Source organism: Streptococcus sp. SM5 (assembly GCF_027497975.1).
In genome coordinates this window covers 1-26489 of the sequence record NZ_JAJNSC010000016.1, presented here as the reverse complement: position 1 = coordinate 26489, position 26489 = coordinate 1, and the positions used below count along the sequence as shown (strand labels likewise).

Genomic DNA, 26489 nt, shown 5'->3' with positions numbered 1-26489 from the left:
AATGAAGTGTTAGAAAAACAGGTTTCATTTGCCTGGAAAGGAAAAATTATGTCTGAAAAGAATTTTTATATTACAACGCCAATTTACTATCCATCTGGTAAACTTCATATCGGTTCTGCCTACACAACCATCGCTTGTGATGTCCTAGCACGTTACAAACGCCTGATGGGCTACGATGTCTTTTATCTGACAGGCCTTGATGAGCATGGTCAGAAAATCCAGCAGAAAGCTGAAGAAGCTGGCATCACACCTCAAGCCTATGTTGACGGGATGGCAGTTGGAGTCAAAGAACTCTGGCAATTACTCGATATCTCATACGATAAATTTATCCGTACGACTGATGACTACCATGAAAAAGTTGTCGCACAGGTCTTTGAACGCTTGCTTGCTCAAGATGACATCTATTTGGGTGAATATTCTGGTTGGTACTCAGTTTCAGATGAGGAATTCTTTACAGAAAGCCAGCTTGCAGAAGTATTCCGTGATGAAGCTGGAAATGTAACTGGTGGTATCGCTCCATCAGGTCACGAGGTGGAATGGGTCTCTGAAGAATCATACTTCCTTCGCCTCAGCAAATACCAAGATCGTTTGGTAGACTTTTTCAAAGCTCATCCTGACTTTATCACTCCAGATGGTCGTCTGAATGAAATGCTTCGCAACTTCATCGAGCCAGGTTTGGAAGACTTGGCGGTTTCTCGTACAACCTTTACATGGGGAGTGCCAGTGCCATCTAATCCAAAACACGTTGTATACGTTTGGATTGATGCTCTTCTTAACTATGTGACAGCTCTTGGCTACGGTCAAGATGAGCACGGTAACTTTGATAAGTTCTGGAATGGAACAGTCTTCCACATGGTTGGAAAAGACATCCTTCGCTTCCACTCAATCTATTGGCCAATCCTTCTTATGATGTTAGATATCAAATTGCCAGATCGTTTGATTGCTCACGGTTGGTTCGTCATGAAAGACGGCAAAATGTCTAAGTCTAAAGGGAATGTTGTTTATCCTGAAATGTTGGTAGAGCGTTATGGACTAGATCCACTTCGTTACTACCTCATGCGTAGCCTTCCAGTTGGTTCAGACGGAACCTTCACTCCTGAAGACTATGTAGGCCGTATCAACTACGAATTAGCCAATGACCTTGGGAACCTCCTCAACCGTACTGTTTCCATGATTAATAAGTACTTTGATGGACAAATTCCTGCCTATGAAGAAGGTGTAACAGAGTTTGACCATGCTCTTGCTGACGTCGCAGAACAATCAATCGCTGATTACCATACACATATGGAAGCAGTTGACTACCCACGTGCCCTTGAAGCAGTCTGGACCCTTATCTCTCGTACCAATAAATACATTGATGAAACAGCTCCATGGGTATTGGCTAAGGATGAAGCTCATCGTGATCAATTAGCAAGTGTTATGAGCCACTTGCCAGCCAGCCTTCGTGTCGTCGCTCACTTGATTGAACCATTTATGATGGAAACCAGTCGTGCAGTCTTGAATCAACTTGGCTTGGAAGAAGTAGAGAGCCTTGAAAACTTGAGCTTGGCTGATTTTCCTGCAGGTGTGACTGTAGTTGCTAAGGGAACACCAATCTTCCCACGTCTGGATATGGAAGAAGAAATCGCCTATATCAAGGAACAAATGGAAGGTAACAAACCAGTAGTCGAAAAAGAGTGGAACCCAGACGAAGTTGAACTCAAACTAAACAAGGAAGAAATCAAGTTTGAAGACTTTGACAAGGTTGAAATCCGTGTCGCAGAAGTCAAAGAAGTGTCTAAAGTAGAAGGCTCTGATAAGTTGCTCCAATTCCGTCTAGATGCTGGTGATGGTGAAAATCGTCAAATTCTTTCAGGAATTGCCAAATACTATCCAAATGAACAAGAATTGGTCGGCAAGAAAGTTCAAATCGTTGCCAATCTCAAACCACGCAAGATGATGAAGAAATATGTCAGTCAAGGGATGATTCTCTCAGCTGAACATGATGGGAAATTAACCCTTCTCACAGTTGATCCAGCTGTACCAAACGGAAGTGTGATTGGGTAAAAATAAAACACTAAAGTCAGTTTGAAGACAAAGTCCTTAGACTACAAGTTTCTAAGGACTTTTCTATGTGTAGAGTTGTATATTAGTATAATAAATGTAAGAATGGTTGAGAAATGATGCCTAAGTCTCACAAAGAAAATCAAGACTACAAATATACTCAAGTTGTTTTTTACGAGCTAGTTGAACTCATTTCGTAAGACCATTTTCTTGGTCGCAGGTACTTATTCCTCGGATAAAAGGTGTCCTAGTTTATCCACTGTTACATATGTTGGTTAAAATTCCTCCCATCTAATGTTTCTACGGTTTCAGTTTCATGCTCCAAACCATCAAGGACATTGAGGTCAATACCGCCTATCGTTGGTTTAAGGGGGGATTGAAACGATAAAATTCCTCATTTTACAACTTATGGTAAGAATTACAGACATCGTTTTCAATATAAGGAAATAATAGAGCAAATTTTTAATCAGGTCCTATCTATTGTATAGAAGAATGGTTTGATTGACCCGATAGAGTGACTTCTAATGTAGAAGTATAATAGATTTTTTGGTATAATAAAAGTTATGGAAATCGAAAAAACCAACCGTATGAATGCGCTCTTTGAATTTTATGCGGCGCTTTTGACAGATAAGCAAATGAATTATATCGAGCTCTACTACGCTGACGATTATAGCCTTGCTGAAATTGCCGAGGAATTTGGTGTCAGTCGTCAGGCTGTTTATGATAATATCAAGCGGACAGAAAAGATTCTGGAAGATTATGAGATGAAATTGCACATGTACTCGGACTACATTGTCCGCAGTCAGATTTTTGACCAGATTTTGGAGCGCTATCCCAAGGATGGCTTTCTGAAGGAGCAGATAGAAATTTTAACAAGCATTGATAATAGAGAATAAGAGGAAGAAAAATGGCATTTGAAAGTTTAACAGAACGTTTGCAGAACGTCTTTAAAAATCTACGTAAAAAAGGAAAAATCTCTGAAGCTGATGTCCAAGAGGCAACCAAAGAAATTCGCTTGGCCTTGCTTGAGGCCGATGTTGCCTTGCCTGTTGTAAAGGACTTTATCAAAAAAGTTCGTGAGCGTGCAGTCGGCCACGAGGTCATTGATACCCTTAATCCTGCGCAACAGATTATTAAAATCGTTGATGAGGAACTGACAGCCGTTTTAGGTTCTGATACGGCAGAAATTATCAAGTCACCTAAGATTCCTACAATCATCATGATGATTGGTTTACAGGGGGCTGGTAAAACAACTTTTGCTGGTAAATTGGCCAACAAACTCAAGAAAGAAGAAAATGCTCGTCCTTTGATGATTGCGGCGGATATTTATCGTCCTGCGGCTATTGACCAGTTGAAAACTCTTGGACAACAGATTGATGTGCCGGTTTTCGCTCTTGGGACAGAGGTTCCAGCTGTGGAGATTGTTCGTCAAGGTTTGGAACAAGCCCAAGCCAATCATAATGACTATGTCTTGATTGATACGGCAGGTCGTTTGCAGATTGATGAGCTTTTGATGAATGAGCTTCGTGACGTAAAAGCATTGGCTCAACCAAACGAAATTCTCCTCGTGGTTGATGCCATGATTGGTCAAGAAGCGGCCAATGTTGCGCGTGAGTTTAATGCTCAGTTGGAAGTCACTGGGGTCATCCTTACCAAGATTGATGGGGATACTCGTGGTGGTGCGGCTCTATCGGTTCGTCACATCACTGGAAAACCAATCAAGTTCACTGGTACAGGTGAAAAAATTACAGATATCGAAACCTTCCACCCAGACCGTATGTCTAGCCGTATCCTTGGTATGGGGGATATGCTCACTTTGATTGAGAAAGCTTCTCAAGAATACGATGAGCAAAAAGCCCTTGAAATGGCTGAGAAGATGCGTGAAAACACCTTTGATTTCAATGATTTCATTGATCAGTTGGATCAGGTGCAAAACATGGGGCCAATGGAAGACTTGCTCAAGCTGATTCCAGGTATGGCTAACAATCCAGCCCTTCAAAACATGAAGGTGGATGAACGCCAGATTGCTCGCAAACGTGCCATTGTGTCTTCCATGACACCTGAAGAACGTGAAAATCCAGATTTGTTAAATCCAAGCCGTCGCCGTCGTATCGCTGCTGGTTCTGGAAATACCTTTGTCGAAGTCAATAAATTCATCAAGGACTTTAACCAGGCTAAACAACTCATGCAGGGTGTTATGTCTGGTGATATGAACAAGATGATGAAGCAGATGGGAATCAATCCAAACAACCTTCCTAAAAATATGCCAAATATGGGAGGAATGGATATGTCTGCCCTTGAAGGAATGATGGGACAAGGTGGGATGCCTGACTTGTCAGCTCTCGGAGGAGCAGGAATGCCAGATATGAGCCAGATGTTTGGTGGCGGACTAAAAGGTAAAATCGGTGAATTTGCTATGAAACAGTCAATGAAACGCATGGCGAATAAAATGAAAAAAGCTAAGAAGAAACGCAAATAAAAAAGGAAAGCAGAAGTGCTTTCCTTTTTGATATAACATATGTGCTTTCTATGATTAGGCAATTTTCTTAATCGAAAAATTGACTAAATAGAAAGAGAGATTTCAAATCCTTGCGTCCATTCGGATTTTACTGTGATTTCGATTTTTAAAGCATCTGCTAATTGTTTGACTAGATAGAGCCCCATACCTGTTGATTTTTTCCTTGTATCACCTGAATCACCTGTAAAGCCTTTTTCAAAGATATGAGGGAGGTCACAAGCTTTAACTCCGCAACCATTATCCCTAATAATCAGACTTGTGCGCCCCTTATCTTTTGACATAGAAATACTGAGTTCGGGCTTGTCAGAGCTATATTTAAGGGCGTTGGCGAGGATTTGAGAGAGGATAAATTCAAAACTGCGTTGATCGGTGTAGCAGATTCCTTGTATGTTCTCTAGCTGAATCGTAAATTTCTTTTCTTTGAGCAAGGGATCAAAGTTTTCCAAAAGATCTTGGATACACTCTTGGAGGTCAAGGTCTTCAAATAGAAAATCATTTTTTTCACTTTTCACCCTGTAATAGAATAGTATCTGTGATACATTTCCTTGGATTTGATTTTTCACATAGTCCAACTTAAAAGTTGTATCCTTTGGCAACTGGTCACTTTGATTGTCCAAAAGGAGGGAAAGAAGCGATAGAGGGAGTTTGATTTCATGAGCCCATTTTTCAACATAGTCCTCGTATTCGGCTAGTAATGAGTTGAGCTTTCCTATTTCCGCTTGCCTTTGGTAAAGCGCATTTGCGATTTCTTCGATGCTTTCTTTCTCTGAGGCACTTGATAAACGCAATAATTCCAGCTCAGTATCGACCTTGGGATTGGCTATGAAGGCTTTATAGGCAGCGGATTTTTTTCTTTCTTTTCTTATCAGTAGGAATGATAGGATGAAAAAGAGCAGGACAGTAGCTAAAAGATAGAGAATGATGAGGGCTTGAAACTTTCTCACGTCTGAAAGCCAAAGCAGGACAGCTGTGAATAGATCAAATGCTAAGAGAACAAGTAACCAAGGCAGATAGGTAGCCAAATATTTAGGATTCTGTTTCATATTCCCTTTCCTCTTCCAATTTGTAACCGATACCTCTGACGGACTTGACTTGAAGTGCAATACCAGCCTGTTTCATCACCTTTTTGAGTCTTGCAATATTTACTTGAAGGGCATTTTCATCGATGAACTCAGTTGTATTCCACAGTTTCATGCTTAGTTCTTCTTTTGTGACGACAGAATCAGTTGCCACTAATAAAGTTTCTAACAATTTCCCTTGATTTTGGGGGAGTAAAATCGAGTGTCCATTGATATAAAGGGTATAGGTCTGTCTATCAAGCAGAAAATTATCTTTTTCAAGTAGATTTTGTCTGCCTTCATAGCGTTTCAAGATATTTTCTATACGTGCCAAAAATCTTTCTTTCTTGAAAGGCTTTGTTAGATACTCATCTGCCCCTAATTTCAGGGCGTAGATTTCATCTTTTAATTGTTCACGGGAAGTGAGAACCAATATAGGGACAGAGCGTTTTGACTTGAGATTTTTACAAATTTGAAAACCTGTTTCTCCTGGCAAATTCAAATCCAGTATGATTAGATCTGTATCGTATTGCAGCACTTGCTGGCTTGTATCTTTGAAGTCAGTCAACTTATCAACTTGATAACCCGCTTTCTCTAACAAGATGACAATTTCATCTCGAATCAAGGCTTCATCTTCAATAACCAGAATATGCTTCATATCGGTTCCTCCTTTTCCTATTTTATTCTACCTTATTCATCTCTTTTGGGTTCCATTAATGACAATAAGTACTTGTTGCTATTTTTCTTTACAATTCTGATATAGATGACTTCAAAGCCAGCTAATAGCAGTACGATCAGCATGGCTGTGATAAATCTCTGCCCCATAACCATTCTTGCGCTAGTGGGCACTATTCCTGTGAGGAGGGAGCTCACTCCGAAGCTACTACTGATAAGTGCAAGGGCTATTGGTAGACCGAAATACCAGTTGACTTGCTTTTCTGACGATTTACAAAGAGTTTCGTAGTTGGCACCAAGATGGATTAAGGTCTGGTATCGTCTATAGGATTGTCTTTGTCCCATCAAAAACTGAACGCCGATAATTGTATTTGCGACAACAAGGAAGATGATAGACAGATAGATGGTGACATAGCTGGCAGAGATAATGTAAAACAATTGTCTTCCCATATTTTGTATATAGCTTTCATAGCCAAGAGAGGTTTGATTTAGCTTTTCATTGGTATCTGAGATAGCTCTCATCAAGCCTTTTTCCTTGACTAGCTCAGGAGCCAAGATACCGCTAACATAGTTCGAATAGCGACCGTCTGTATAGCTCATAAAAATCTCATCTGGAACTATGAGAGCGACAGAGAGGGTTATCTCATGATCCGTTACGATTGGCAAAGACTCCACCTCGCCAATCAATTTTACATCATTTCCCATGACTTTGATTTGAGGCTTTGTCTTTAGGACAGAGTTGACGAGACTTTCATCTGGCAGAAAATCTTTCCCCATATACAAATATGCTTCCTTATTAGTTAGTTCTAGAGGAGGAAGATTGGCAGCCTTTTTAAGTTCATTGTATTCGGAAACTGGTATGAGGTGGGAATTAGTAGACTGTTTAAATTTATGGAGCAAAATTTCCTTGTTCTTGTTGTCTTTTTGATTTTTCAACTCCTTGATGACCTCTTCAAAGGACACGGATTCGTGTTCTTTAGTTTGGCCTACTTTAATTTGCAGAATCTTTGAAAACTGTGATACTAGTCCGGCAGCTTCAAGCTCTTTTTTAACTGCATTTACATCAAGATTTTCATCTGTTTCCTGCTTGCTATCTCTAAATGTATAATCCAATACGTGGGTTTGATTGCCTGGATTGCCGCTTGTAATGGCCACACCTGCTCCAAAGAGGCACAAGGCAGAGAAAATTAAGAGGGAGCAGACAGCCAGTATAGTTGAGCGTTGGATAACTAATTCCTGAATCTGTCTAAAATTATAGGCATGAAGTTTTCGATTGTTTCCAAGCTTGACCAAAAAGTCTATAAATAAACGCATACCAAAGAAGAGTAGGATAGTTCCCAGAGTTCCTAAGAGAACGGTGATGCCCATTGTTATGACATTTTCCCAAGCTCGTCCACTCATACCCATGTAATAGGCTGTTCCTAGAAGCAAAATTCCGAGGACAGAAGCAAGAAGGTACACCCCCTTGGGGAGTAGTTTCTTCATCCCAGAAGGAGAATAGGCGAGCAGGTTTCCGATTTCCATATTGGCAGTCTTTGCACTTAAAAGGACAAAAACAGCTAATTTTACGGCTAGGAAGCCGATGACTGTATAGAGTAGAGCTGTGGTAGATAGAGAAAATTGATGTTCAATAATCCCTAGTCCCACAATTTTAGAGGTTATTAGGCTAATCAATTCTGAAATTAAGATGGAAATAGGAAGGCCTATTCCAAGGGCAAGGACACTGTTTCTCAAATCCTCGAGCAGAAGTAGCAAGAACAGTTTGCTTCTTTGCATTCCCAGTGTGAGATAGACACCAAATTCATGTTTTCTCCTTTCCATCTGCATACTGCTTGAGAAGTAGACTAGAAAAAAGAGAATAAAGAGCGTTGCTACATAAAGAATGGGAATCATGCTAAAGAGTTTATTTACAGCGTCACTTTCTATTTGTTTTAGAAAGTGCATCACATCTTGATGAGTCAAAGAAAGGATGATGTAAAAGGAGATAATAGACAGAACCATAGAACTGAAATACAAGCCATTATTCTTTCGATCTCTCTTGCTATTTCTTGAGACTAATTTAGAAAACATTACCATCACCTCCAGCTAGTGCTGCCATGACCTTTAGTATTCTGTGGTAGAAGTCTTCTTGACTTTCTCTTGGATAATCGCGACGGATTTCATGGAATAGTTTTCCATCTTGGATAAACAAGATGCGGTTGCAAAAGCTGGCTGCGACGGAATCGTGGGTCACCATGAGAATGGTGGTTTCTTCCACTTGATTCATTTCGGATAATTTTTGCATCAAAATGGTCGCATTTTTTGAATCCAAAGCCCCTGTGGGCTCGTCTGCAAATACAATCTTAGGGTCTAAAATTAAGGCGCGCGCAGCAGCTACCCTTTGCCGTTGACCACCTGATAATTGAGAAGGGAACTTATCCAGAAGTTCAGAAATATCCAGATATTGGGAAAGTAATTCTAATCGAACCTTGCTTTCGTTGGCATCGACCTTGTGCAAAGACAAGGGAAGTAAAATATTTTCTTTGGCTGTAAGATTGTCCAAGAGCTCAAAATTCTGGAAGAGATAGCCAATTTCCTTGCCTCTATAATCTGCTAATTGGCTCCCTTTTAGCTGACCTAAATCCTTTTCTTGCATTTGAATGGAACCGTCAGTTGGCTTGATGATTGTGGCGAGACAGTTAAGAAGGGTTGTTTTCCCAGAACCGCTACTCCCCATAATTCCTAAGAACTCGCCTTTGACAACTTGAAAAGATATGCTATCCAAGGCTTTGGTAATATTGGGCTCTTTCCCATAATGCTTTTTTAATGATTCTACTCGTAAAATTGTGTCCATGTGAAACACCTCCATTTTTTGTTACTTTCATTATAATATGAATCAGAGTAGAATAACACTTACGGATGATGTAAGAAATCTTTATCGCTGACTTTTATAATCAGGTTATTGGAACTATACTTACTATATTATAGCATGCTTTCAGGGATTTAAAAAGAGGAGTAGAGGTTGAGAAATTTTCCTAATATTGAAATCATAAAAAATAATACCACTGAAGTTCATGCTCCAGCGGTATTATCTTACAGGAAAATCTATTTCCGTTCTTATTTTCTATTGTTACTTCATTTAAATCTGACAAAGAATAATTGTAGCAAGCTAGTTTTAAAGAATTCTCTTCAGCCTACACTATTTTTTATCCAAAGATAAATCTCACTATACGATTACTAGCTTTCTCTGTTGCCTTATTAATATCATCTTTTTTCCAATATGGCTTTACATCATTGCCATAAGTTTTTACAAGAGCAGTCGCTAAGGGATAAATGCTATTAACATAGCCTAATTTACTCTTTTGTGTTGTAGATACCTTTGTTCAAAACCATTCATTTCCAATTGTTTATAACCAATAAAACAGTAAGAGAATTTGATTTTATTGTTTTTTTGATTTATAATCATAATAGGTTAGATTTGTATAGTATTAAATTTTCGGAGGATACATTGATGCCAAGAGAAGGAGTGACTATTTACGATTTATTAATTTCGTGTCCCGGGGATGTTACTGGCTATCTTCAATTAATTAAGGAAGCTGTTGATAATTTTAATAAACTATATGGTAGTTTGAATAATATACAAGTATCAATCAAGCATTGGTCAACGGATAGTTTTCCTGAATCAGGTGATAAACCACAGGAATTATTGAATAAGCAAATTGTTAGGGAATGTGATGCAGCTGTTGCTATATTTTGGACAAGATTTGGTACAGCAACAGATAATTATGGATCAGGAACGGAAGAAGAAATTGAGGAGATGCTATCAGCTGATAAACAAGTTTTTATGTACTTTTTAGAAGCTCCGATAATTCCGTCTAATATAGACATTAAGCAATATGAAAAAGTGCAAGAATTTAAAGAAAGATATAAAGATAGAGGGATGTTTTTTATAGTTAATGACGAGAGTGATTTTCAAAGGCTTTTTACAAATCATCTATCACTTTATTTTTTAAAATTAATTTCAGAAAAAGAAACTTATCAAAACGAAAATATAAAACCGTTTGTGACAATAAGGGATAAAAATACATTATCTGACGAAAATGTTTTACCTAAACAATTTAGTTTACTGGAGTCAAAATTTATCAATGAAAAACAAAGTAGGATTAATGAATATATAGATGAACTAAACAGTACCGTAATTTCTGAAGAATCAGGTATATTAGAAGATAAAACCAAAAAGTTGATCATGCCTTCAAAAGAAGATGCGAATGTTGATTTTCTTTATAAAATGGCTGATTCTGTGGTTATTAGTGATGAATTCAAAGATACTATAAATGATTTCGCTAAAGAAAACCAAATCAAACTACATGAAAATTTTTGGCACTTAGGAAATTTAAGGAAAGATAAATTTCAGGTGGAAATTCCTTTTGGTAACAGTAGACCTTCGTATATAGGGTCTGACAAGGAAAAGAAACGCTTTTCTAAATTAAACAAATTATATTAGGAAATAGTATCTTACAAAGAGTACATTGAATATTTCACATACATAGATAACATTAAATTTGTCGAATTAATCGTTTCTAACTTAGGTAAAACATATGATGAAGATATCGATATAAAACTGATGGTACCAAAAGGTTGTCTGCTAAAACATAATAACTTGCTTTATCCAGGAGAGAACATAATTGAGGAGATACAGGGAATTGAATTAGATGAATTTCTATTTAAAATTAAAGAAAGTGACTCAGTTGATGCTTACGCTTATTTTCAAATAATCCCATCAAATATAGAAAGAATTAATATTAATCCACTTATCGCATATACTACGAGACCTGGTTATGAAGATCAAAAATACAACTATAAAAACTCTTTAGAACACATATTTATATATAAAAATTTTACAAATTCAGAATTTGATATTTTAAGATTTGGCATTGAGTATTTGAAACATAACTCCTCAATGGCATTTCCATCGATACTAATGTTTGAGAATGTTCCTCAAACGATTGAATATGAGATTACTTCAAAATATATACCGGATGTAGTGAAGGGTAAGATACATTTAAAAATTGATTAATAGGTGTTTAATTGGTTAATAGAGTTCAGGAAGTATTCAGAAAATTTAGGTAGTGAGGAAATAATAAATAAAGAAATAGACTTGATTAGTGAGTTTGAATATAATAATGATTTTTACCGTGTTTATGAATTGCGCGAGGATAATGGAGATTATTCTAGAATTGTTAGAGAGTCTAAGAAAGGTATGTATATAGAAATTACCAAAAAGGTTAAAAAGATATTAGGTTTAAATACTGAAAAATAGTTTTTGTTGTTAAAATATTGTTAATGCAAAATAAAAAGCTTTAGAAATCAATATTTCTAAGGCTTTTTAAACTTATTAACTCTATTCCCACTCAACTGTTGCAGGTGGTTTACTTGTAATATCGTAGACGATGCGGTTAACGTGGTCCACTTCGTTTACGATACGTACAGAAATCTTTTGAAGTACTTCCCAAGGAATTTTTGCAAAATCAGCAGTCATACCATCGATAGAGGTGATTGCACGGATTGCAATCGTGTAGTCATATGTACGACCGTCACCCATAACACCGACTGAACGAACGCCTGTGTTAACTGTGAAGTATTGCCAGATATCGCGGTCAAGGCCAGCTTTGGCAATTTCCTCACGAAGAATAGCGTCTGATTCGCGAACTGTTTCAAGTTTTTCTTCAGTAATTTCTCCCATGACACGGATAGCAAGTCCTGGTCCTGGGAATGGTTGGCGCCATACGATGTGGTCTGGCATACCAAGCTCTGTACCTAGGGCACGAACTTCGTCCTTATAAAGAGTGTTGAGTGGTTCGATCAATTCAAACTGCATGTCTTCTGGAAGACCACCCACGTTGTGGTGTGACTTGATAGTTTGAGCTGTATCTGTACCAGACTCGATAACGTCTGTGTATAAGGTACCTTGAGCAAGGAATTTCACATCTTTGAGCTTGCTTGCTTCGTCATCGAATACATAGACAAACTCATTACCGATAATTTTACGTTTTTGTTCTGGGTCAGAAACGCCAGCAAGTTTATCAAGGAAACGTTTTGCAGCGTCTGCTTTGACGATATTCAAACCAAACTTACCACCAAGCATGTCCATAACTTGGTCCGCTTCTCCTTTACGAAGAAGACCGTGGTCTACGAAAATACAGATCAATTGATCGCCAATAGCCTTTTGGAGAAGAACTCCAACGACAGATGAGTCAACACCACCTGATAGACCAAGAAGGACACGTTTATCACCGACAGTTTCACGAATTTTTTGGATCTGCATATCAATGAAGTTATCCATTGACCAGTCGCCTTTAGCCTTACAAATGTTAAGGGCAAAGTTACGAAGGATATCATTTCCGTACACAGAATGACGAACTTCTGGGTGGAATTGGATACCGTAAATGTTTTTATCTGGGTTTTCGATGGCTGCGTATGGGCAGTCAGCTGATGTACCTGTACGAACAAAGTCAGAAGGAATCTCAGTAACCGCATCACCATGGCTCATCAAAACAGTCTGCTCGTCTGGTGTTGATTCAAAAAGAGCTGATGGTGTGTGAGTAAGAGTTGATTGACCGTATTCACGATTTCCAGCATCACCTGCAGGAACAACTTTTCCTCCAAGTTTATGGGTCAATAACTGCATACCATAACAAATTCCCAAAATAGGAATTCCAAGTTCGAAAATTTCTGGGTCAATATCAAATGAACCATCTTCATATACAGAGTTTGGACCACCTGAAAGGATAATTCCTACAGGGTTGATTTCACGAACTTCAGCAGCTGAAATTTTATGACTTTTTAGTTCTGAAAACACACCAATCTCACGGATACGGCGTGAAATCAGCTGGTTGTATTGGCTACCATAGTCCAATACGATGATTTTTTCTACATCTTGCAAATCAGTTGAAATGTTGCTCATCTTTTTCCTTTCTCAAAAGAAATATCTTTTTTCAATATTCTATCACAAATAAGGGCGAATTACCAACTAAACAAGGCGAAGTTTGACTTTTTCTAGTTTATTGGGGTACAATAGAGAAAAGATAGAAATGAAGTGAAAAATATGCTACCTGCTTATATGAAAATCCATGATCAGATTAAAAAGGATATTGACGATCACCGTTGGGCTATTGGGGAGAGGCTTCCTAGTGAACGAGATTTAGCAGAGCAGTTTGAGGTCAGTCGCATGACCCTCCGCCAAGCTGTATCTCTATTAGTTGAAGAAGGTGTCTTAGAGCGCCGCGTAGGAAGTGGCACCTTTGTTTCTAGTACTCGGGTACAAGAAAAGATGCGAGGGACAACCAGTTTTACTGAAATTGTTAAGTCTCAAGGTAAAGTACCCTCTAGCCAGCTCATTTCCTACAGAAAAACCATTCCCAATGAGCAGGAAGTTGCCAAGCTAGGAATTTCTCCAACGGAGAATATTATCCGAATGGAACGGGTCCGCTATGCCGACCAAGTTCCTCTAGTTTATGAAGTTGCTTCTATTCCTGAAAAATTCATTAAGGACTTTAAAAAAGAAGAAATCACTAGTCATTTCTTCCAGACCTTGCAAAAACATGGCTACCGTATTGGCAAATCACAGCAGACCGTCTATGCTCGCCTAGCTAAAGAAAAGATTGCTCACTATTTGGAAGTTGAAAGAGGACATGCTATTCTTGGTTTGACTCAGATTTCCTACCTAGAAGATGGTACTGCATTTGAATACGTAAAAAGTCAGTATGTAGGCGAACGTTTTGAATTTTATCTTGAGAACAACTAGTCTAGAAAGGCTAGTTTTTTTCTTTCTTAAAAGATTAGAATTGTCAAAACAATCTGTCTAGGCTTGATTTTATCGCTTATTTACTATAAAATGAGAAGGAAAAACGTCAAACTTTTATATTGCAAATAGGAGAAAACATGACAAAAACATTAAAACGTCCTGAGGTTTTATCACCTGCAGGGACTTTAGAGAAGCTAAAAGTAGCTGTTCAGTATGGTGCAGATGCTGTCTTTATCGGTGGTCAGGCCTATGGTCTTCGTAGCCGTGCAGGAAACTTTACCTTTGAACAGATGGAAGAAGGTGTCCAGTTTGCGGCCAAGTATGGTGCTAAGGTTTATGTGGCTGCCAACATGGTTATGCACGAAGGAAATGAAGCTGGTGCTGGTGAGTGGTTCCGTAAACTGCGTGATATCGGGATTGCAGCAGTTATCGTATCTGACCCAGCCTTGATTATGATTGCAGCGACTGAAGCACCAGGTCTTGAAATCCACCTCTCTACCCAAGCAAGTGCCACCAACTATGAAACCCTTGAGTTCTGGAAAGAACTGGGCTTGACTCGTGTCGTTTTGGCGCGTGAGGTTTCGATGGAAGAATTAGCTGAAATCCGCAAACGTACAGATGTTGAGATTGAAGCCTTTGTCCACGGAGCCATGTGTATTTCTTACTCTGGTCGTTGTACTCTTTCAAACCACATGAGTATGCGTGATGCTAACCGTGGTGGTTGCTCTCAGTCTTGCCGTTGGAAGTATGATCTTTATGATATGCCATTTGGGAAAGAACGTAAGAGCTTGAAAGGGGAAATCCCAGAAGAATTTTCAATGTCAGCTGTTGACATGTCCATGATTGACCATATCCCAGATATGATTGAAAATGGTGTGGACAGTCTAAAAATCGAAGGACGCATGAAGTCTATTCACTATGTTTCAACAGTAACTAACTGTTATAAGGCTGCTGTTGATGCTTATCTAGAGAGTCCAGAGAAGTTTGAAGCTATCAAGCAAGACTTGATTGATGAGATGTGGAAGGTTGCCCAACGTGAATTAGCAACAGGTTTCTATTACGGTACACCATCTGAAAATGAGCAGTTGTTTGGTGCTCGTCGTAAAATTCCTGAGTATAAGTTTGTCGCTGAAGTAGTTTCTTATGATGATGCGACACAAACAGCAACTATTCGTCAACGGAATGTCATTAACGAAGGCGACCAAGTTGAGTTTTATGGCCCAGGTTTCCGTCATTTTGAAACGTATATCGAAGATTTACATGATGCCAAAGGAAATAAAATCGATCGTGCTCCTAATCCAATGGAACTCTTGACTATCAAGGTTCCACAACCTGTTCAAGCTGGAGACATGGTTCGAGCTCTCAAAGAAGGTCTCATCAATCTTTATAAGGAAGATGGAACCAGCGTCACAGTTCGTGCTTAATAAATATGTAGGGGACGAAAGCTTTCTAGTTGCTTTCCCTTTAATCCTATTTACTAAAAGAACATTAGGTTAAAAAAATATATTAATTTCCATCCGAGATTTCATCTCGGATTTTTTCATTATTTTTCAGAAAGACCTAGATAATAGACGGATTTATTACAAGTTTTTTCCAAAATTTTCTATATAATAGACTTAAAAATAGTAAAATTGTAAATAATTTTCATTAAACGCTTTCAATGTTAGTAAAAAGTTGACAAATCCAATTTTTAGGACTAAACTAAGTAAGTAAATTTTAATTAAAAGGAGAATTCGTCATGAATTTAACATTTTTCGGTCTATGTCTTGCCTGTATGGGTGTATCTCTTGGTGAAGGTTTGTTGATGAACGGTTTGTTGAAATCAGTTGCTCGCCAACCAGATATCATCTCAGAACTACGTAGTTTGATGATCCTAGGGGTTGCCTTTATTGAAGGTACTTTCTTCGTTACTCTTGTCTTTTCATTTATCATCAAATAAAAGAAGTATAAATTGAAAAAGGGAGGATTTTAGATGGAAGAAAGTATTAATCCAACCATCAATATTGGTCCTGTTACCTTTAATTTAACCATAGTAGTTTTGACTTTGTTGACTGTAGCACTTATTTTTGGCTTTATTTATTGGGCAACTCGAAATATGACTTTGAGACCCACAGGAAAACAAAATGTATTAGAGTATTTATTTGATTTTGTTGTTGGATTTACAAAATCAAACCTTGGTCCAATGATAAAGGATTATTCTCTCTTTTATTTCTGTTTATTCCTATTTATGGCCATTGCAAATAATATTGGCTTAATGGCTAGAATTCAGACTACAGATGGTGTAAATCTTTGGACCTCACCAACAGCAAATTTGTCATTTGACTTGGTCTTGTCTTTTACAATTATCTTAATGACACACGTAGAAGGAATTCGTCGTCGTGGAATCAAAAAGTATTTAAAAGCATTTGTAACACCAGGTTTTATGACACCAATGAATCTTTTGGAAGAAGTTACCAATCTCCTTTCACTTGCATTGCGGGTCTTTGGTAATATCTTTGCAGGGGAAGTGATGGCAAGTATGTTAGTCCTACTTTCTCATCAGGCCTTCTATTGGTATCCTATTGCTTTTGGAACAAATCTAATCTGGACTGCATTTTCTGTTTTTATTTCTTGTGTACAAGCATATGTATTTACATTGTTATCTTCAATGTACCTAGGAAATAAAATTAATGATGAAGAATAGAAAGGAGTAGTTTATGAATGTAACAGTAGGTGAATTACTTGGTGATTTTATACTAATCGCTGGTTCCTTTATTCTCTTGCTAGTCTTGGTTAAGAAATACGCTTGGTCAAATTTGACTAGCATTTTCGAACAAAGAGCAGAAAAAATTGCAGCAGATATTGACGGAGCTGAACAAGCACGTCAAAAAGCAGAAGTATTGGCTCAAAAACGCGAAGATGAATTGGCTGGTAGCCGTAAAGAAGCTAAGACAATCATTGAGAATGCGAAAGAAACAGCTGAGAAAAGCAAAGCTAGTATTTTAGCAGATGCTAAGCTAGAAGCAGGACGCTTGAAAGAAAAAGCGAACCAAGAAATTGCTCAAAATAAAGCTGAAGCTTTACAAAGTGTTAAGGGTGAGGTAGCAGATTTGACAATCAGCTTGGCTGGTAAAATCATCTCACAAAACCTTGACGGTCATGCCCATAAAGAACTCATTGATCAGTATATCGATCAGTTAGGAGAAGCTTAATGGACAAGAAAACAGTAAAGGTAATTGAAAAATACAGCATGCCTTTTGTCCAATTGGTTTTAGAAAAAGGAGAAGAAGACCGTATCTTTTCAGACTTAGCTCAAATCAAGCAAGTTGCTGAAGAAACAGGTTTACCTTCTTTTTTAAAAAAAGTGGCAGTAGACGAGTCTGACAAGGAAAAAACGATTTCTTTCTTCCAAGACTCAGTGTCACCTTTATTGCAAAACTTTATCCAGGTTCTTATCTACAATCACAGAGCAAATCTTTTTTATGATATTCTTGTAGATTGTTTGAACCGACTTGAAAAAGAAACAAATCGATTTGAAGTGACGATTACGTCAGCTCATCCTTTAACAGATGAACAGAAGAGTCGCTTGCTCCCTTTGATTGAGAAAAAAATGTCTCTCAAAGTAAGGAGTGTAAAAGAACAAATCGATGAAAGTCTTATTGGTGGTTTTGTCATTTTTGCCAATCACAAGACAATTGATGTGAGTATTAAACAACAACTTAAAGTTGTTAAAGAAAATTTGAAATAGAAAGTGGTGTTCTTTTGGCAATTAACGCACAAGAAATCAGCGCTTTAATTAAGCAACAAATTGAAAATTTCAAACCCAATTTTGATGTGACTGAAACAGGTGTTGTAACCTATATCGGGGACGGTATCGCGCGTGCTCATGGCCTTGAAAATGCCATGAGTGGAGAGTTGTTGATTTTTGAAAACGGCTCTTATGGTATGGCTCAAAACTTGGAGTCAACAGATGTTGGTATTATCATCCTAGGTGACTTTACAGATATCCGTGAAGGCGATACAATCCGCCGTACAGGGAAAATCATGGAAGTCCCAGTAGGTGAAAGTCTGATTGGACGTGTTGTGGATCCGCTTGGTCGTCCAGTTGATGGTCTTGGAGAAATCCACACTGATAAAACTCGTCCAGTAGAAGCGCCAGCTCCTGGTGTTATGCAACGTAAGTCTGTATCAGAACCATTGCAAACTGGTTTGAAAGCTATCGACGCCCTTGTACCGATTGGTCGTGGTCAACGTGAGTTGATTATCGGTGACCGTCAGACAGGGAAAACAACCATTGCAATTGATACAATCTTGAACCAAAAAGGTCAAGATATGATCTGTATCTATGTTGCGATTGGACAAAAAGAATCAACAGTTCGTACGCAAGTAGAAACACTACGTCAGTACGGTGCCTTGGACTACACAATCGTTGTGACTGCCTCTGCTTCACAACCATCTCCATTGCTTTTCCTAGCTCCTTATGCTGGGGTTGCCATGGCGGAAGAATTTATGTACCAAGGTAAGCATGTTTTGATCGTTTATGATGATTTATCAAAACAAGCGGTAGCTTATCGTGAACTCTCTCTCTTGCTTCGTCGTCCTCCAGGTCGTGAAGCTTTCCCAGGGGATGTTTTCTACCTTCACAGCCGTTTGCTTGAGCGCTCAGCTAAAGTTTCTGATGAACTTGGTGGTGGATCTATTACAGCCCTACCGTTTATCGAGACACAAGCAGGAGATATCTCTGCCTATATCGCAACCAACGTGATTTCAATCACTGATGGACAAATCTTCCTTGGTGATGGTCTCTTCAATGCAGGTATTCGTCCAGCCATCGATGCGGGTTCTTCTGTATCGCGTGTAGGTGGTTCTGCACAAATCAAAGCCATGAAGAAGGTTGCTGGTACACTTCGTATCGACCTTGCTTCATACCGTGAGTTGGAAGCCTTCACTAAGTTTGGTTCTGACTTAGATGCGGCGACACAGGCTAAGTTGAACCGTGGACGTCGTACAGTGGAAGTTTTGAAACAACCTGTTCACAAACCATTACCTGTTGAGAAACAAGTAACCATTCTCTATGCTTTGACACATGGTTTCTTGGATACTGTTCCAGTAGATGATATTGTTCGTTTCGAGGAAGAGTTCCATGCCTTCTTTGATGCTCAACATCCAGAGATTTTGGAAACCATTCGTGATACAAAAGACTTGCCAGAAGAAGCAGTCTTGGATGCTGCGATTACAGAGTTTCTCAATCAAACCAGCTTCCAATAAGAATAGAGGTGTCAGATGGCAGTATCTCTAAATGATATTAAAACAAAAATCGCCTCAACAAAAAATACTAGTCAAATCACAAATGCCATGCAGATGGTATCAGCTGCTAAGCTAGGTCGTTCTGAAGAAGCTGCTCGCAACTTCCAAGTTTATGCTCAGAAAGTTCGTAAACTTTTGACGGATATTCTTCATGGGAATGGAGCTGGTAGTTCAACCAATCCGATGTTGATTAGCCGTCCAGTTAAGAAGACAGGCTATATCGTCATTACATCAGACCGAGGTTTGGTTGGAGGTTATAATTCTTCTATTTTGAAAGCCGTTATGGAGCTGAAAGAAGAATACCATCCAGACGGTAAAGGTTTTGAAATGATCTGTATTGGTGGAATGGGAGCTGATTTCTTTAAAGCTCGTGGTATTCAACCACTTTATGAACTACGTGGCTTGGCAGATCAACCAAGCTTTGATGAAGTTCGTAAGATTATTTCAAAAACTGTTGAAATGTACCAAAATGAACTTTTTGATGAACTCTATGTCTGCTATAACCACCATGTCAATACGCTAACCAGTCAAATGCGTGTGGAGCAAATGCTTCCAATTGTTGACTTGGATCCAAATGAAGCGGATGACAGTTACAGTTTGACCTTTGAGTTGGAAACTAGTCGAGAAGAAATTTTGGAGCAGTTGTTGCCTCAATTTGCAGAAAGTATGATTTATGGTGCTATTATCGATGCTAAGACAGCTGAAAATGCTGCTGGTATGACAGCCATGCAAACAGCGACAGATAATGCTAAGAAAGTCATTAATGATTTGACAATTCAGTATAACCGTGCCAGACAGGCGGCGATTACACAAGAAATTACAGAAATCGTAGCAGGAGCTAGTGCCTTAGAATAGGCACTAGTCCAGCTCGTATGAAAATGAACTTAGGACCTAGTTAAGCTAGGGACCGACAGTATCTTATATAGAATAGGAGAAGGAGATGAGTTCAGGTAAAATTGCTCAGGTTATCGGTCCCGTTGTAGACGTCTTGTTTGCAGCAGGGGAAAAACTTCCTGAGATTAACAATGCACTTGTCGTCTACAAAAATGACGAAAGAAAAACAAAAATCGTCCTTGAAGTAGCCTTGGAGTTGGGAGATGGTATGGTCCGTACTATCGCCATGGAATCAACAGATGGTTTGACTCGTGGAATGGAAGTATTGGACACAGGTCGTCCAATCTCTGTACCAGTAGGTAAAGAAACTTTGGGACGTGTCTTCAATGTTTTGGGAGATACCATTGACTTGGAAGCTCCTTTTACAGAAGATGCAGAGCGTCAGCCAATTCATAAAAAAGCTCCAACTTTTGATGAGTTGTCTACCTCTTCTGAAATCCTTGAAACAGGGATTAAGGTTATCGACCTTCTTGCCCCTTACCTTAAAGGTGGTAAGGTTGGACTTTTCGGTGGTGCCGGAGTTGGTAAAACCGTCTTAATCCAAGAATTGATTCACAACATTGCCCAAGAACACGGTGGTATTTCAGTATTTACCGGTGTTGGGGAACGTACTCGTGAGGGTAATGACCTTTACTGGGAAATGAAAGAATCAGGCGTTATCGAGAAGACAGCCATGGTATTTGGTCAGATGAATGAGCCACCAGGAGCACGTATGCGTGTTGCTCTTACTGGTTTGACAATTGCTGAATATTTCCGTGATGTTGAAGGCCAAGACGTGCTTCTCTTTATCGATAATATCTTCCGTTTCACTCAGGCTGGTTCAGAAGTATCTGCCCTTTTGGGTCGTATGCCATCAGCCGTTGGTTACCAACCAACACTTGCTACAGAAATGGGTCAATTGCAAGAGCGTATCACATCAACTAAGAAGGGTTCTGTAACCTCTATTCAGGCTATCTATGTGCCAGCGGATGACTATACTGACCCAGCGCCAGCAACAGCCTTCGCTCACTTGGACTCAACAACTAACTTGGAACGTAAGTTGGTACAATTGGGTATCTACCCAGCCGTTGACCCACTTGCTTCAAGCTCACGTGCCTTGGCACCTGAAATTGTTGGAGAAGAGCACTATGCAGTTGCTGCTGAAGTAAAACGCGTTCTTCAACGTTACCATGAATTGCAAGATATCATTGCTATCCTTGGTATGGATGAGCTTTCTGATGAAGAAAAGACCTTGGTTGCTCGTGCCCGTCGTATCCAGTTCTTCTTGTCACAAAACTTCAACGTTGCGGAACAATTTACTGGTCAGCCAGGTTCTTATGTTCCAGTTGCTGAAACTGTTCGTGGCTTTAAGGAAATACTTGATGGTAAACACGACCACTTGCCAGAAGATGCCTTCCGTGGTGTAGGTTCTATCGAAGATGTGATTGCAAAAGCTGAAAAAATGGGATTTTAAGAGGTGATCTATGGCTCAGTTAACTGTCCAGATCGTGACACCAGATGGTCTCGTCTATGATCACCATGCCAGCTTTGTATCAGTTCGAACTCTGGATGGTGAGATGGGAATCTTGCCACGACATGAAAATATGATTGCAGTTTTAGCAGTTGATGAGGTTAAGGTTAAACGTGTAGATGATGAAAATCACGTGAACTGGATTGCAGTGAACGGGGGCGTTATCGAAGTTGCCAATGGCGTTGTCACAATTGTTGCTGACTCTGCAGAACGTGCTCGTGATATCGACGTTAGTCGTGCAGAACGTGCCAAACTTCGAGCAGAGCGTGAAATTGAAGAAGCACACGACAAACACTTGATTGACCAAGAACGTCGTGCGAAGATTGCACTGCAACGTGCCATTAACCGTATTAATGTCGGAAATAGACTATAAGAAAAAAATGAACTTGAGTTACCAAGTTCATTTTTTATGTTTTCTTAGGGAGCAAAACTGATGCAAAATTAGAATTGTCTAGAGATATAAAAGATAATTAAAAGATTGCATAGTTCAATTTGCGTAGCAGAAATCATACAAATGAAATTGATTATAGTAAAATAGGATTAGAATTATTAAGAAAGTTGGTTTTTTATTGGAAACGATAGTATTTTCAATCTCCGTTTTTTTAGCAGGAATTTTGTCCTTCTTTTCACCTTGTATTTTCCCTCTGTTACCTGTTTATACTGGAATTTTATTGGATGATCAAGAAAGCGCAAAAAGTTTTTCTTTGTTTGGGAGAAAGGTTGCCTGGTCAGGTCTGATTCGAACTCTTTGCTTTATCGCAGGCATTTCACTCATTTTCTTTATTCTAGGATTCGGTGCTGGTTACTTTGGTAACATTCTCTATGCCAATTGGTTTCGCTATACCATGGGAACAATTATTATCATTTTAGGCCTTCACCAGATGGAAATTTTTCATTTTAAGAAATTAGAGGTTCAAAAAAGCTTTACTTTTAAGAAATCAGAAGCCAATCGTTATTGGTCGGCCTTTTTACTCGGTATTACCTTTAGCTTTGGTTGGACGCCTTGTATTGGTCCTGTTTTGAGTTCTGTTTTAGCGCTTGCGGCTTCTGGAGGAAATGGCGCTTGGCAAGGTGCAATCTATACCTTGATTTACACTCTGGGGATGGCAATTCCTTTCTTGCTTTTGGCTCTAGCTTCAGGTGTAGTAATGCCTTATTTTAGTAAAATCAAGCGTCATATGATGCTACTGAAGAAAATTGGTGGTTTCCTCATTATTTTAATGGGAATTTTGTTACTATTAGGACAAGTAAATGTTCTAGCTGGTATTTTTGAATAAAGGAGAAAAAGATGAAAAAAGTAATGTTTGCTGGCTTAAGCCTCTTGTCACTAGTTGTATTGATGGCCTGTGGCGAGGAAGAGACTAAAAAGACTCAAGCACCAGAACAATCCCCAAAACAACAGCAACAAACGCCTGTACAACAAATTGCTGTTGGAAAAGATGCTCCAGACTTCACCTTGCAATCTATGGATGGTAAAGAAGTTAAGTTATCTGATTATAAGGGGAAAAAAGTCTACTTGAAGTTTTGGGCTTCATGGTGTGGTCCATGTAAGAAAAGTATGCCTGAGTTGATGGAATTAGCAGCGAAACCAGATCGTGATTTTGAAATTCTTAGTGTCATTGCACCAGGAATTCAAGGTGAAAAAACTGTCGAGCAATTTCCACAATGGTTCCAAGATCAAGGATATAAAGATATCCCAGTACTTTATGACACAAAAGGAACCACCTTCCAAGCTTATCAAATTCGAAGCATTCCTACAGAATACCTGATTGATAGTCAAGGAAAGATTGGAAAGATTCAATTTGGTGTCATCAGCAACGAGGATGCAGAAGCAGCCTTTAAAGAAATGAACTAGAATCAAGATTTTAAAATAGTATTTATACAATCAATCCCCTAGATTTTAGATAGTATTAATCTAAGATTTAGGGGATTTTTGCTATCAATAAATTAAGTTTAAAAAAGAAGGGAGTTCTGTATTATACAGATTCCCCTTTTTTTTCTTTAAACATAATATTTATTTTTTAGCTTTAAGAAGTTTATTATATCATAGCTTCTCGTTGATAAAGCGGATAAACTGATTCCACCAAACTTTTAAGAAGAAGGCTTTTTCTACTTTCTTTTCTGCTACCATTTCAAAACTAGGACGTTCTGTGGTGATGTAACCTTGACCAATCAAGTCTGAGTCTTCATAAGTCAAATGTCCAACCACTGTTCCGGCTTCAAGTGGTGCTGGAATTGCCTTAGAATCAGGTGTGAATTGAACAGATTGAGAAGATTGATTCCCAATACGTTCAATTAGAGAAATATCATCTTTAGCAACAGCAGTGACTGTATCTTCTTTTCCGTCTTGTACAGGGGCTTTGCTATCTTGATAAGCATCACCTTTCTGAACGATTTTACGAAGTGTGAATGTAGAAGAGATATAATCCATTAGTGAAGATGTAGCTGTGAAGCGAGCGTAAGGATTATTGTCTTGATGATCTGCATTCAAAACAACTGTGATAACCCTCATCCCTTTTTCGACAGTAGTACCAACAAAAGATTCTCCAGCTTTGTCTGTTGTTCCTGTCTTAAGGCCATCAAAACCACCGCGATAAGCAGGCATGCCTTCTAACATGTAGTTGGTAGAAGTGATTGTCATCCCAGCAAAAGTAGATGAAGGTTTTTTAGTGATTTCTAAGACTTGTGGGTATTTTTTGATGAGGTTGCGAGCAACGATAGCGACATCATAAGCACTGAGCTTATTTTCATCATCTTTTTTAGAGCCCGGGTAAATGTTATCCCCTAGAGTCTCATTGTTAAGACCTGTTGTATTAACAACAGTGGCATCCTGAATTCCCCATTCCAAGAGTTTTGCCCGCATCATATCGACGAAATCTTTTTCTGAGCCAGCAATTTTCTCAGCTAGGGCGATAGCTGCACTGTTGGCACTAGATACCAGTGTTGCTTCAAGTAGCTGTTCAACGGTATAATTACGAGCTTCCATAGGAACGTTACTTGCTTCAGAATTTGTCGTTAATTTGTATGGATAATCAGAGATATCTACCGGAGTTGATAGTGTAATACTACCGTTTTCCAAGGCTTCATAGACAAGATAAACAGTAATCAATTTTGTGATCGAAGCAATTTCAACTGGCTGGGTTGCATCTTTCTCATAGAGAATTTTACCGGTATTTGCCTCAACAGCAATTGCATGTTTAGCAGCAATATTAAAATCTTGAGCATCAACAGTAGATGCTGCCCCAATAACGGAAAGGCTTAGGAGAGTTAAAATTATTTTTTTCATAGTAAGTTTATTCTATCATAAAGAAAAAAATATTCCCAGTTTCATGATATAAGAAAGAAGCTTTTTTGAAAGTGTGGTAAAATAGATGAATGGAGGTACTTCATGTTTCGTAAGAATAAATTATTTTTTTGGACCAGTGAGATTTTACTATTAACCATCATCTTTTATTTATGGAGACAGATGGGTGGGATTATAACGCCTTTTGTAAGTGTCGCAAACACTATAATGATTCCCTTTCTTTTAGGTGGTTTTTTATATTATTTGACCAATCCTATTGTAAATTTTTTACAAAAGTATTTCAAAATTAACCGTATCATTGGTATTCTACTAACCTTGTGCGCCTTGGTTTGTGGGCTAGTTATTGGGGTCGTCTATCTCTTACCGATTTTGATTAATCAGCTGACAAGTTTGATTGCTACAAGTCAGACAATCTACAGTCGTCTGCAAGATTTGATTATCGATTTATCCACTTATCCAGACTTTCAAAATTTAGATATTCAAGCGACTATTCAACAGTTAAATCTCTCTTATGTAGATATTCTACAGAATATCCTAAATAGTGTAACGAATAGTGTTGGAAGTGTCTTATCTGCGCTCTTTAGTACTGTTTTGATTATTATCATGACACCTGTATTTTTAATTTATTTTTTGTTAGATGGCCACAAATTCTTGCCGATGCTTGAGCGTACTGTTTTAAAGCGAGATAAGTTGCATATTACAGGTCTTTTAAAAAATTTGAATACTACAATTGCTCGATATATTAGTGGAGTTGCTATTGATGCGATTATTATTGGTTGTTTGGCCTTTATCGGATATAGCGTGATTGGTTTGAAATACGCTTTGGTCTTTGCCATCTTTTCAGGATTGGCCAATCTCATTCCTTATGTTGGACCAAGTATTGGTTTGATTCCGATGATTATCGCCAATGTCTTTACTGATCCTCATAGAATGCTGATTGCAGTTGTTTATATGTTGATTATTCAACAAGTAGATGGGAACATCCTTTACCCTCGAATCGTTGGTGGAGTGATGAAGGTTCATCCAATTACGATTTTAGTATTACTTTTGTTATCAAGTAATATCTATGGTGTCATTGGCATGATTGTCGCAGTACCAACCTATTCTATCTTAAAAGAAATTTCTAAGTTTTTATCACGTTTGTATGAAAATCATAAAATAATGAAAGAACGAGAAAGAGAATTAGCTAAGTAAAAATCAGGAAATTCCTGATTTTTCTTTTTCATTAAAGAAGTGATGGGAGTAGAAATACCGTTTAGATTAGTAGATTAAGAATAATTCACAAAAACTTTGTAAAACACTTGCAATTTAGCTGAAATTTGATAAAATAGTAAGGAAAGTTAGACTGTATTGCCTACTGTCTATCTATAAAATATATTTTATTGGAGGCTTTTACTCAAATGGCAAAAGAAAAATAC

Annotated in this window: 25 protein-coding genes and 1 pseudogene; 20 read left to right on the top strand and 6 right to left on the bottom strand. The window is 38.4% G+C overall.

All coding sequences use genetic code 11. From position 1 onward, the window contains the following. Positions 1-48 precede the first annotated feature (48 nt). From metG to ffh, 4 genes and pseudogenes are all read left to right on the top strand, one after another. Positions 49-2046: a methionine--tRNA ligase gene (gene metG, locus PAN07_RS11980; RefSeq protein ID WP_084862374.1), complete on the top strand. Its 1998-nt coding sequence runs from the start codon at positions 49-51 to the stop codon at positions 2044-2046. A gap of 116 nt (positions 2047-2162) precedes the next feature. Continuing rightward, a pseudogene (locus tag PAN07_RS11975) lies at positions 2163-2528 on the top strand (transposase); the annotation flags it as partial. A 78-nt stretch (positions 2529-2606) separates the two neighbouring features. Then, a complete protein-coding gene (locus PAN07_RS11970; protein ID WP_084862372.1) occupies positions 2607-2939 on the top strand; it encodes a putative DNA-binding protein in 333 nt (110 codons plus the stop codon). Between the two features lie 11 nt (positions 2940-2950). Continuing rightward, the gene (gene ffh / locus PAN07_RS11965; protein WP_084862369.1) at positions 2951-4522 is read left to right on the top strand and encodes a signal recognition particle protein; all 1572 of its coding nucleotides are present in this window, start codon (positions 2951-2953) and stop codon (positions 4520-4522) included. An 83-nt stretch (positions 4523-4605) separates the two neighbouring features. Here ffh and PAN07_RS11960 read toward each other — a convergent pair whose 3' ends face one another. Genes PAN07_RS11960 through PAN07_RS11945 form a run of 4 tightly spaced genes read right to left on the bottom strand, consistent with a single transcriptional unit; the run spans position 4606 to position 9127 of the window. Next, entirely contained in the window at positions 4606-5604 is a 999-nt protein-coding gene (locus PAN07_RS11960) for a sensor histidine kinase (RefSeq protein WP_049511081.1), read from the bottom strand. Beyond that, a complete protein-coding gene (locus PAN07_RS11955) occupies positions 5588-6277 on the bottom strand; it encodes a response regulator transcription factor (protein WP_042751014.1) in 690 nt (229 codons plus the stop codon). The genes PAN07_RS11960 and PAN07_RS11955 overlap by 17 nt, the downstream gene beginning before the upstream one ends. A 32-nt stretch (positions 6278-6309) precedes the next feature. Then, entirely contained in the window at positions 6310-8364 is a 2055-nt protein-coding gene (locus tag PAN07_RS11950; RefSeq protein ID WP_269797988.1) for an FtsX-like permease family protein, read from the bottom strand. Next, positions 8354-9127: an ABC transporter ATP-binding protein gene (locus PAN07_RS11945; RefSeq protein WP_049511084.1), complete on the bottom strand. Its 774-nt coding sequence runs from the start codon at positions 9125-9127 to the stop codon at positions 8354-8356. The genes PAN07_RS11950 and PAN07_RS11945 overlap by 11 nt, the downstream gene beginning before the upstream one ends. A gap of 657 nt (positions 9128-9784) precedes the next feature. Between PAN07_RS11945 and PAN07_RS11940 the strand changes: the two genes are divergently transcribed. The 3 genes from PAN07_RS11940 to PAN07_RS11930 all read left to right on the top strand — a co-directional run bounded on the left by PAN07_RS11940 (position 9785) and on the right by PAN07_RS11930 (position 11593). Continuing rightward, complete coding sequence (locus tag PAN07_RS11940; RefSeq protein ID WP_265471061.1) at positions 9785-10777, top strand: hypothetical protein; 993 nt, start codon at positions 9785-9787, stop codon at positions 10775-10777. Between the two features lie 120 nt (positions 10778-10897). Beyond that, on the top strand, positions 10898-11350 hold the full coding sequence (locus PAN07_RS11935; RefSeq protein ID WP_239822191.1) for a hypothetical protein: 453 nt from the start codon (positions 10898-10900) through the stop codon (positions 11348-11350). 3 nt (positions 11351-11353) lie between these two features. After that, complete coding sequence (locus tag PAN07_RS11930) at positions 11354-11593, top strand: hypothetical protein (RefSeq protein ID WP_084862365.1); 240 nt, start codon at positions 11354-11356, stop codon at positions 11591-11593. An 81-nt stretch (positions 11594-11674) separates the two neighbouring features. Here PAN07_RS11930 and guaA read toward each other — a convergent pair whose 3' ends face one another. Next, the gene (guaA, locus tag PAN07_RS11925; protein WP_084862363.1) at positions 11675-13237 is read right to left on the bottom strand and encodes a glutamine-hydrolyzing GMP synthase; all 1563 of its coding nucleotides are present in this window, start codon (positions 13235-13237) and stop codon (positions 11675-11677) included. A 141-nt stretch (positions 13238-13378) separates the two neighbouring features. Between guaA and PAN07_RS11920 the strand changes: the two genes are divergently transcribed. The 12 genes from PAN07_RS11920 (at position 13379) to sdbB (ending at position 23622) form a co-directional block, all read left to right on the top strand. Then, positions 13379-14077, top strand: coding sequence for a GntR family transcriptional regulator (locus PAN07_RS11920; protein ID WP_084862361.1), 699 nt, complete (start codon positions 13379-13381; stop codon positions 14075-14077). 137 nt (positions 14078-14214) lie between these two features. Then, a complete protein-coding gene (locus PAN07_RS11915) occupies positions 14215-15501 on the top strand; it encodes a U32 family peptidase (protein WP_000169065.1) in 1287 nt (428 codons plus the stop codon). 314 nt (positions 15502-15815) lie between these two features. Beyond that, the gene (locus tag PAN07_RS11910; protein ID WP_001054558.1) at positions 15816-16016 is read left to right on the top strand and encodes a F0F1 ATP synthase subunit C; all 201 of its coding nucleotides are present in this window, start codon (positions 15816-15818) and stop codon (positions 16014-16016) included. A 33-nt stretch (positions 16017-16049) separates the two neighbouring features. Further along, the gene (gene atpB / locus PAN07_RS11905; RefSeq protein ID WP_000392870.1) at positions 16050-16760 is read left to right on the top strand and encodes a F0F1 ATP synthase subunit A; all 711 of its coding nucleotides are present in this window, start codon (positions 16050-16052) and stop codon (positions 16758-16760) included. A 13-nt stretch (positions 16761-16773) separates the two neighbouring features. Beyond that, positions 16774-17268, top strand: coding sequence for a F0F1 ATP synthase subunit B (gene atpF / locus PAN07_RS11900; RefSeq protein ID WP_001103468.1), 495 nt, complete (start codon positions 16774-16776; stop codon positions 17266-17268). Then, entirely contained in the window at positions 17268-17804 is a 537-nt protein-coding gene (locus tag PAN07_RS11895; protein WP_049551105.1) for a F0F1 ATP synthase subunit delta, read from the top strand. Before atpF ends, PAN07_RS11895 begins: the two co-directional genes overlap by 1 nt. Before the next feature lie 14 nt (positions 17805-17818). Beyond that, on the top strand, positions 17819-19324 hold the full coding sequence (atpA, locus tag PAN07_RS11890; RefSeq protein WP_000996629.1) for a F0F1 ATP synthase subunit alpha: 1506 nt from the start codon (positions 17819-17821) through the stop codon (positions 19322-19324). A gap of 15 nt (positions 19325-19339) precedes the next feature. Then, on the top strand, positions 19340-20218 hold the full coding sequence (locus tag PAN07_RS11885) for a F0F1 ATP synthase subunit gamma (protein ID WP_000301224.1): 879 nt from the start codon (positions 19340-19342) through the stop codon (positions 20216-20218). 85 nt (positions 20219-20303) lie between these two features. Then, on the top strand, positions 20304-21710 hold the full coding sequence (gene atpD / locus PAN07_RS11880) for a F0F1 ATP synthase subunit beta (RefSeq protein WP_000094357.1): 1407 nt from the start codon (positions 20304-20306) through the stop codon (positions 21708-21710). Between the two features lie 10 nt (positions 21711-21720). Continuing rightward, on the top strand, positions 21721-22140 hold the full coding sequence (locus PAN07_RS11875; protein WP_049493458.1) for a F0F1 ATP synthase subunit epsilon: 420 nt from the start codon (positions 21721-21723) through the stop codon (positions 22138-22140). A gap of 196 nt (positions 22141-22336) precedes the next feature. After that, entirely contained in the window at positions 22337-23044 is a 708-nt protein-coding gene (gene ccdA2, locus PAN07_RS11870; protein ID WP_045606863.1) for a thiol-disulfide oxidoreductase-associated membrane protein CcdA2, read from the top strand. An 11-nt stretch (positions 23045-23055) separates the two neighbouring features. Continuing rightward, positions 23056-23622 carry a thiol-disulfide oxidoreductase-associated lipoprotein SdbB gene (sdbB, locus tag PAN07_RS11865; RefSeq protein WP_049493461.1) on the top strand — a complete coding sequence of 189 codons (567 nt, stop codon included), beginning with the start codon at positions 23056-23058 and terminating at the stop codon, positions 23620-23622. A 189-nt stretch (positions 23623-23811) separates the two neighbouring features. Here sdbB and pbp3 read toward each other — a convergent pair whose 3' ends face one another. Beyond that, entirely contained in the window at positions 23812-25053 is a 1242-nt protein-coding gene (gene pbp3 / locus PAN07_RS11860; RefSeq protein ID WP_269797987.1) for a D-alanyl-D-alanine carboxypeptidase PBP3, read from the bottom strand. Positions 25054-25155: 102 nt separating this feature from the next. Here pbp3 and PAN07_RS11855 point away from each other — a divergent pair, with 102 nt between their 5' ends. Continuing rightward, entirely contained in the window at positions 25156-26265 is a 1110-nt protein-coding gene (locus tag PAN07_RS11855) for an AI-2E family transporter (protein WP_269797986.1), read from the top strand. The last annotated feature ends 224 nt before the right edge of the window (positions 26266-26489 follow it).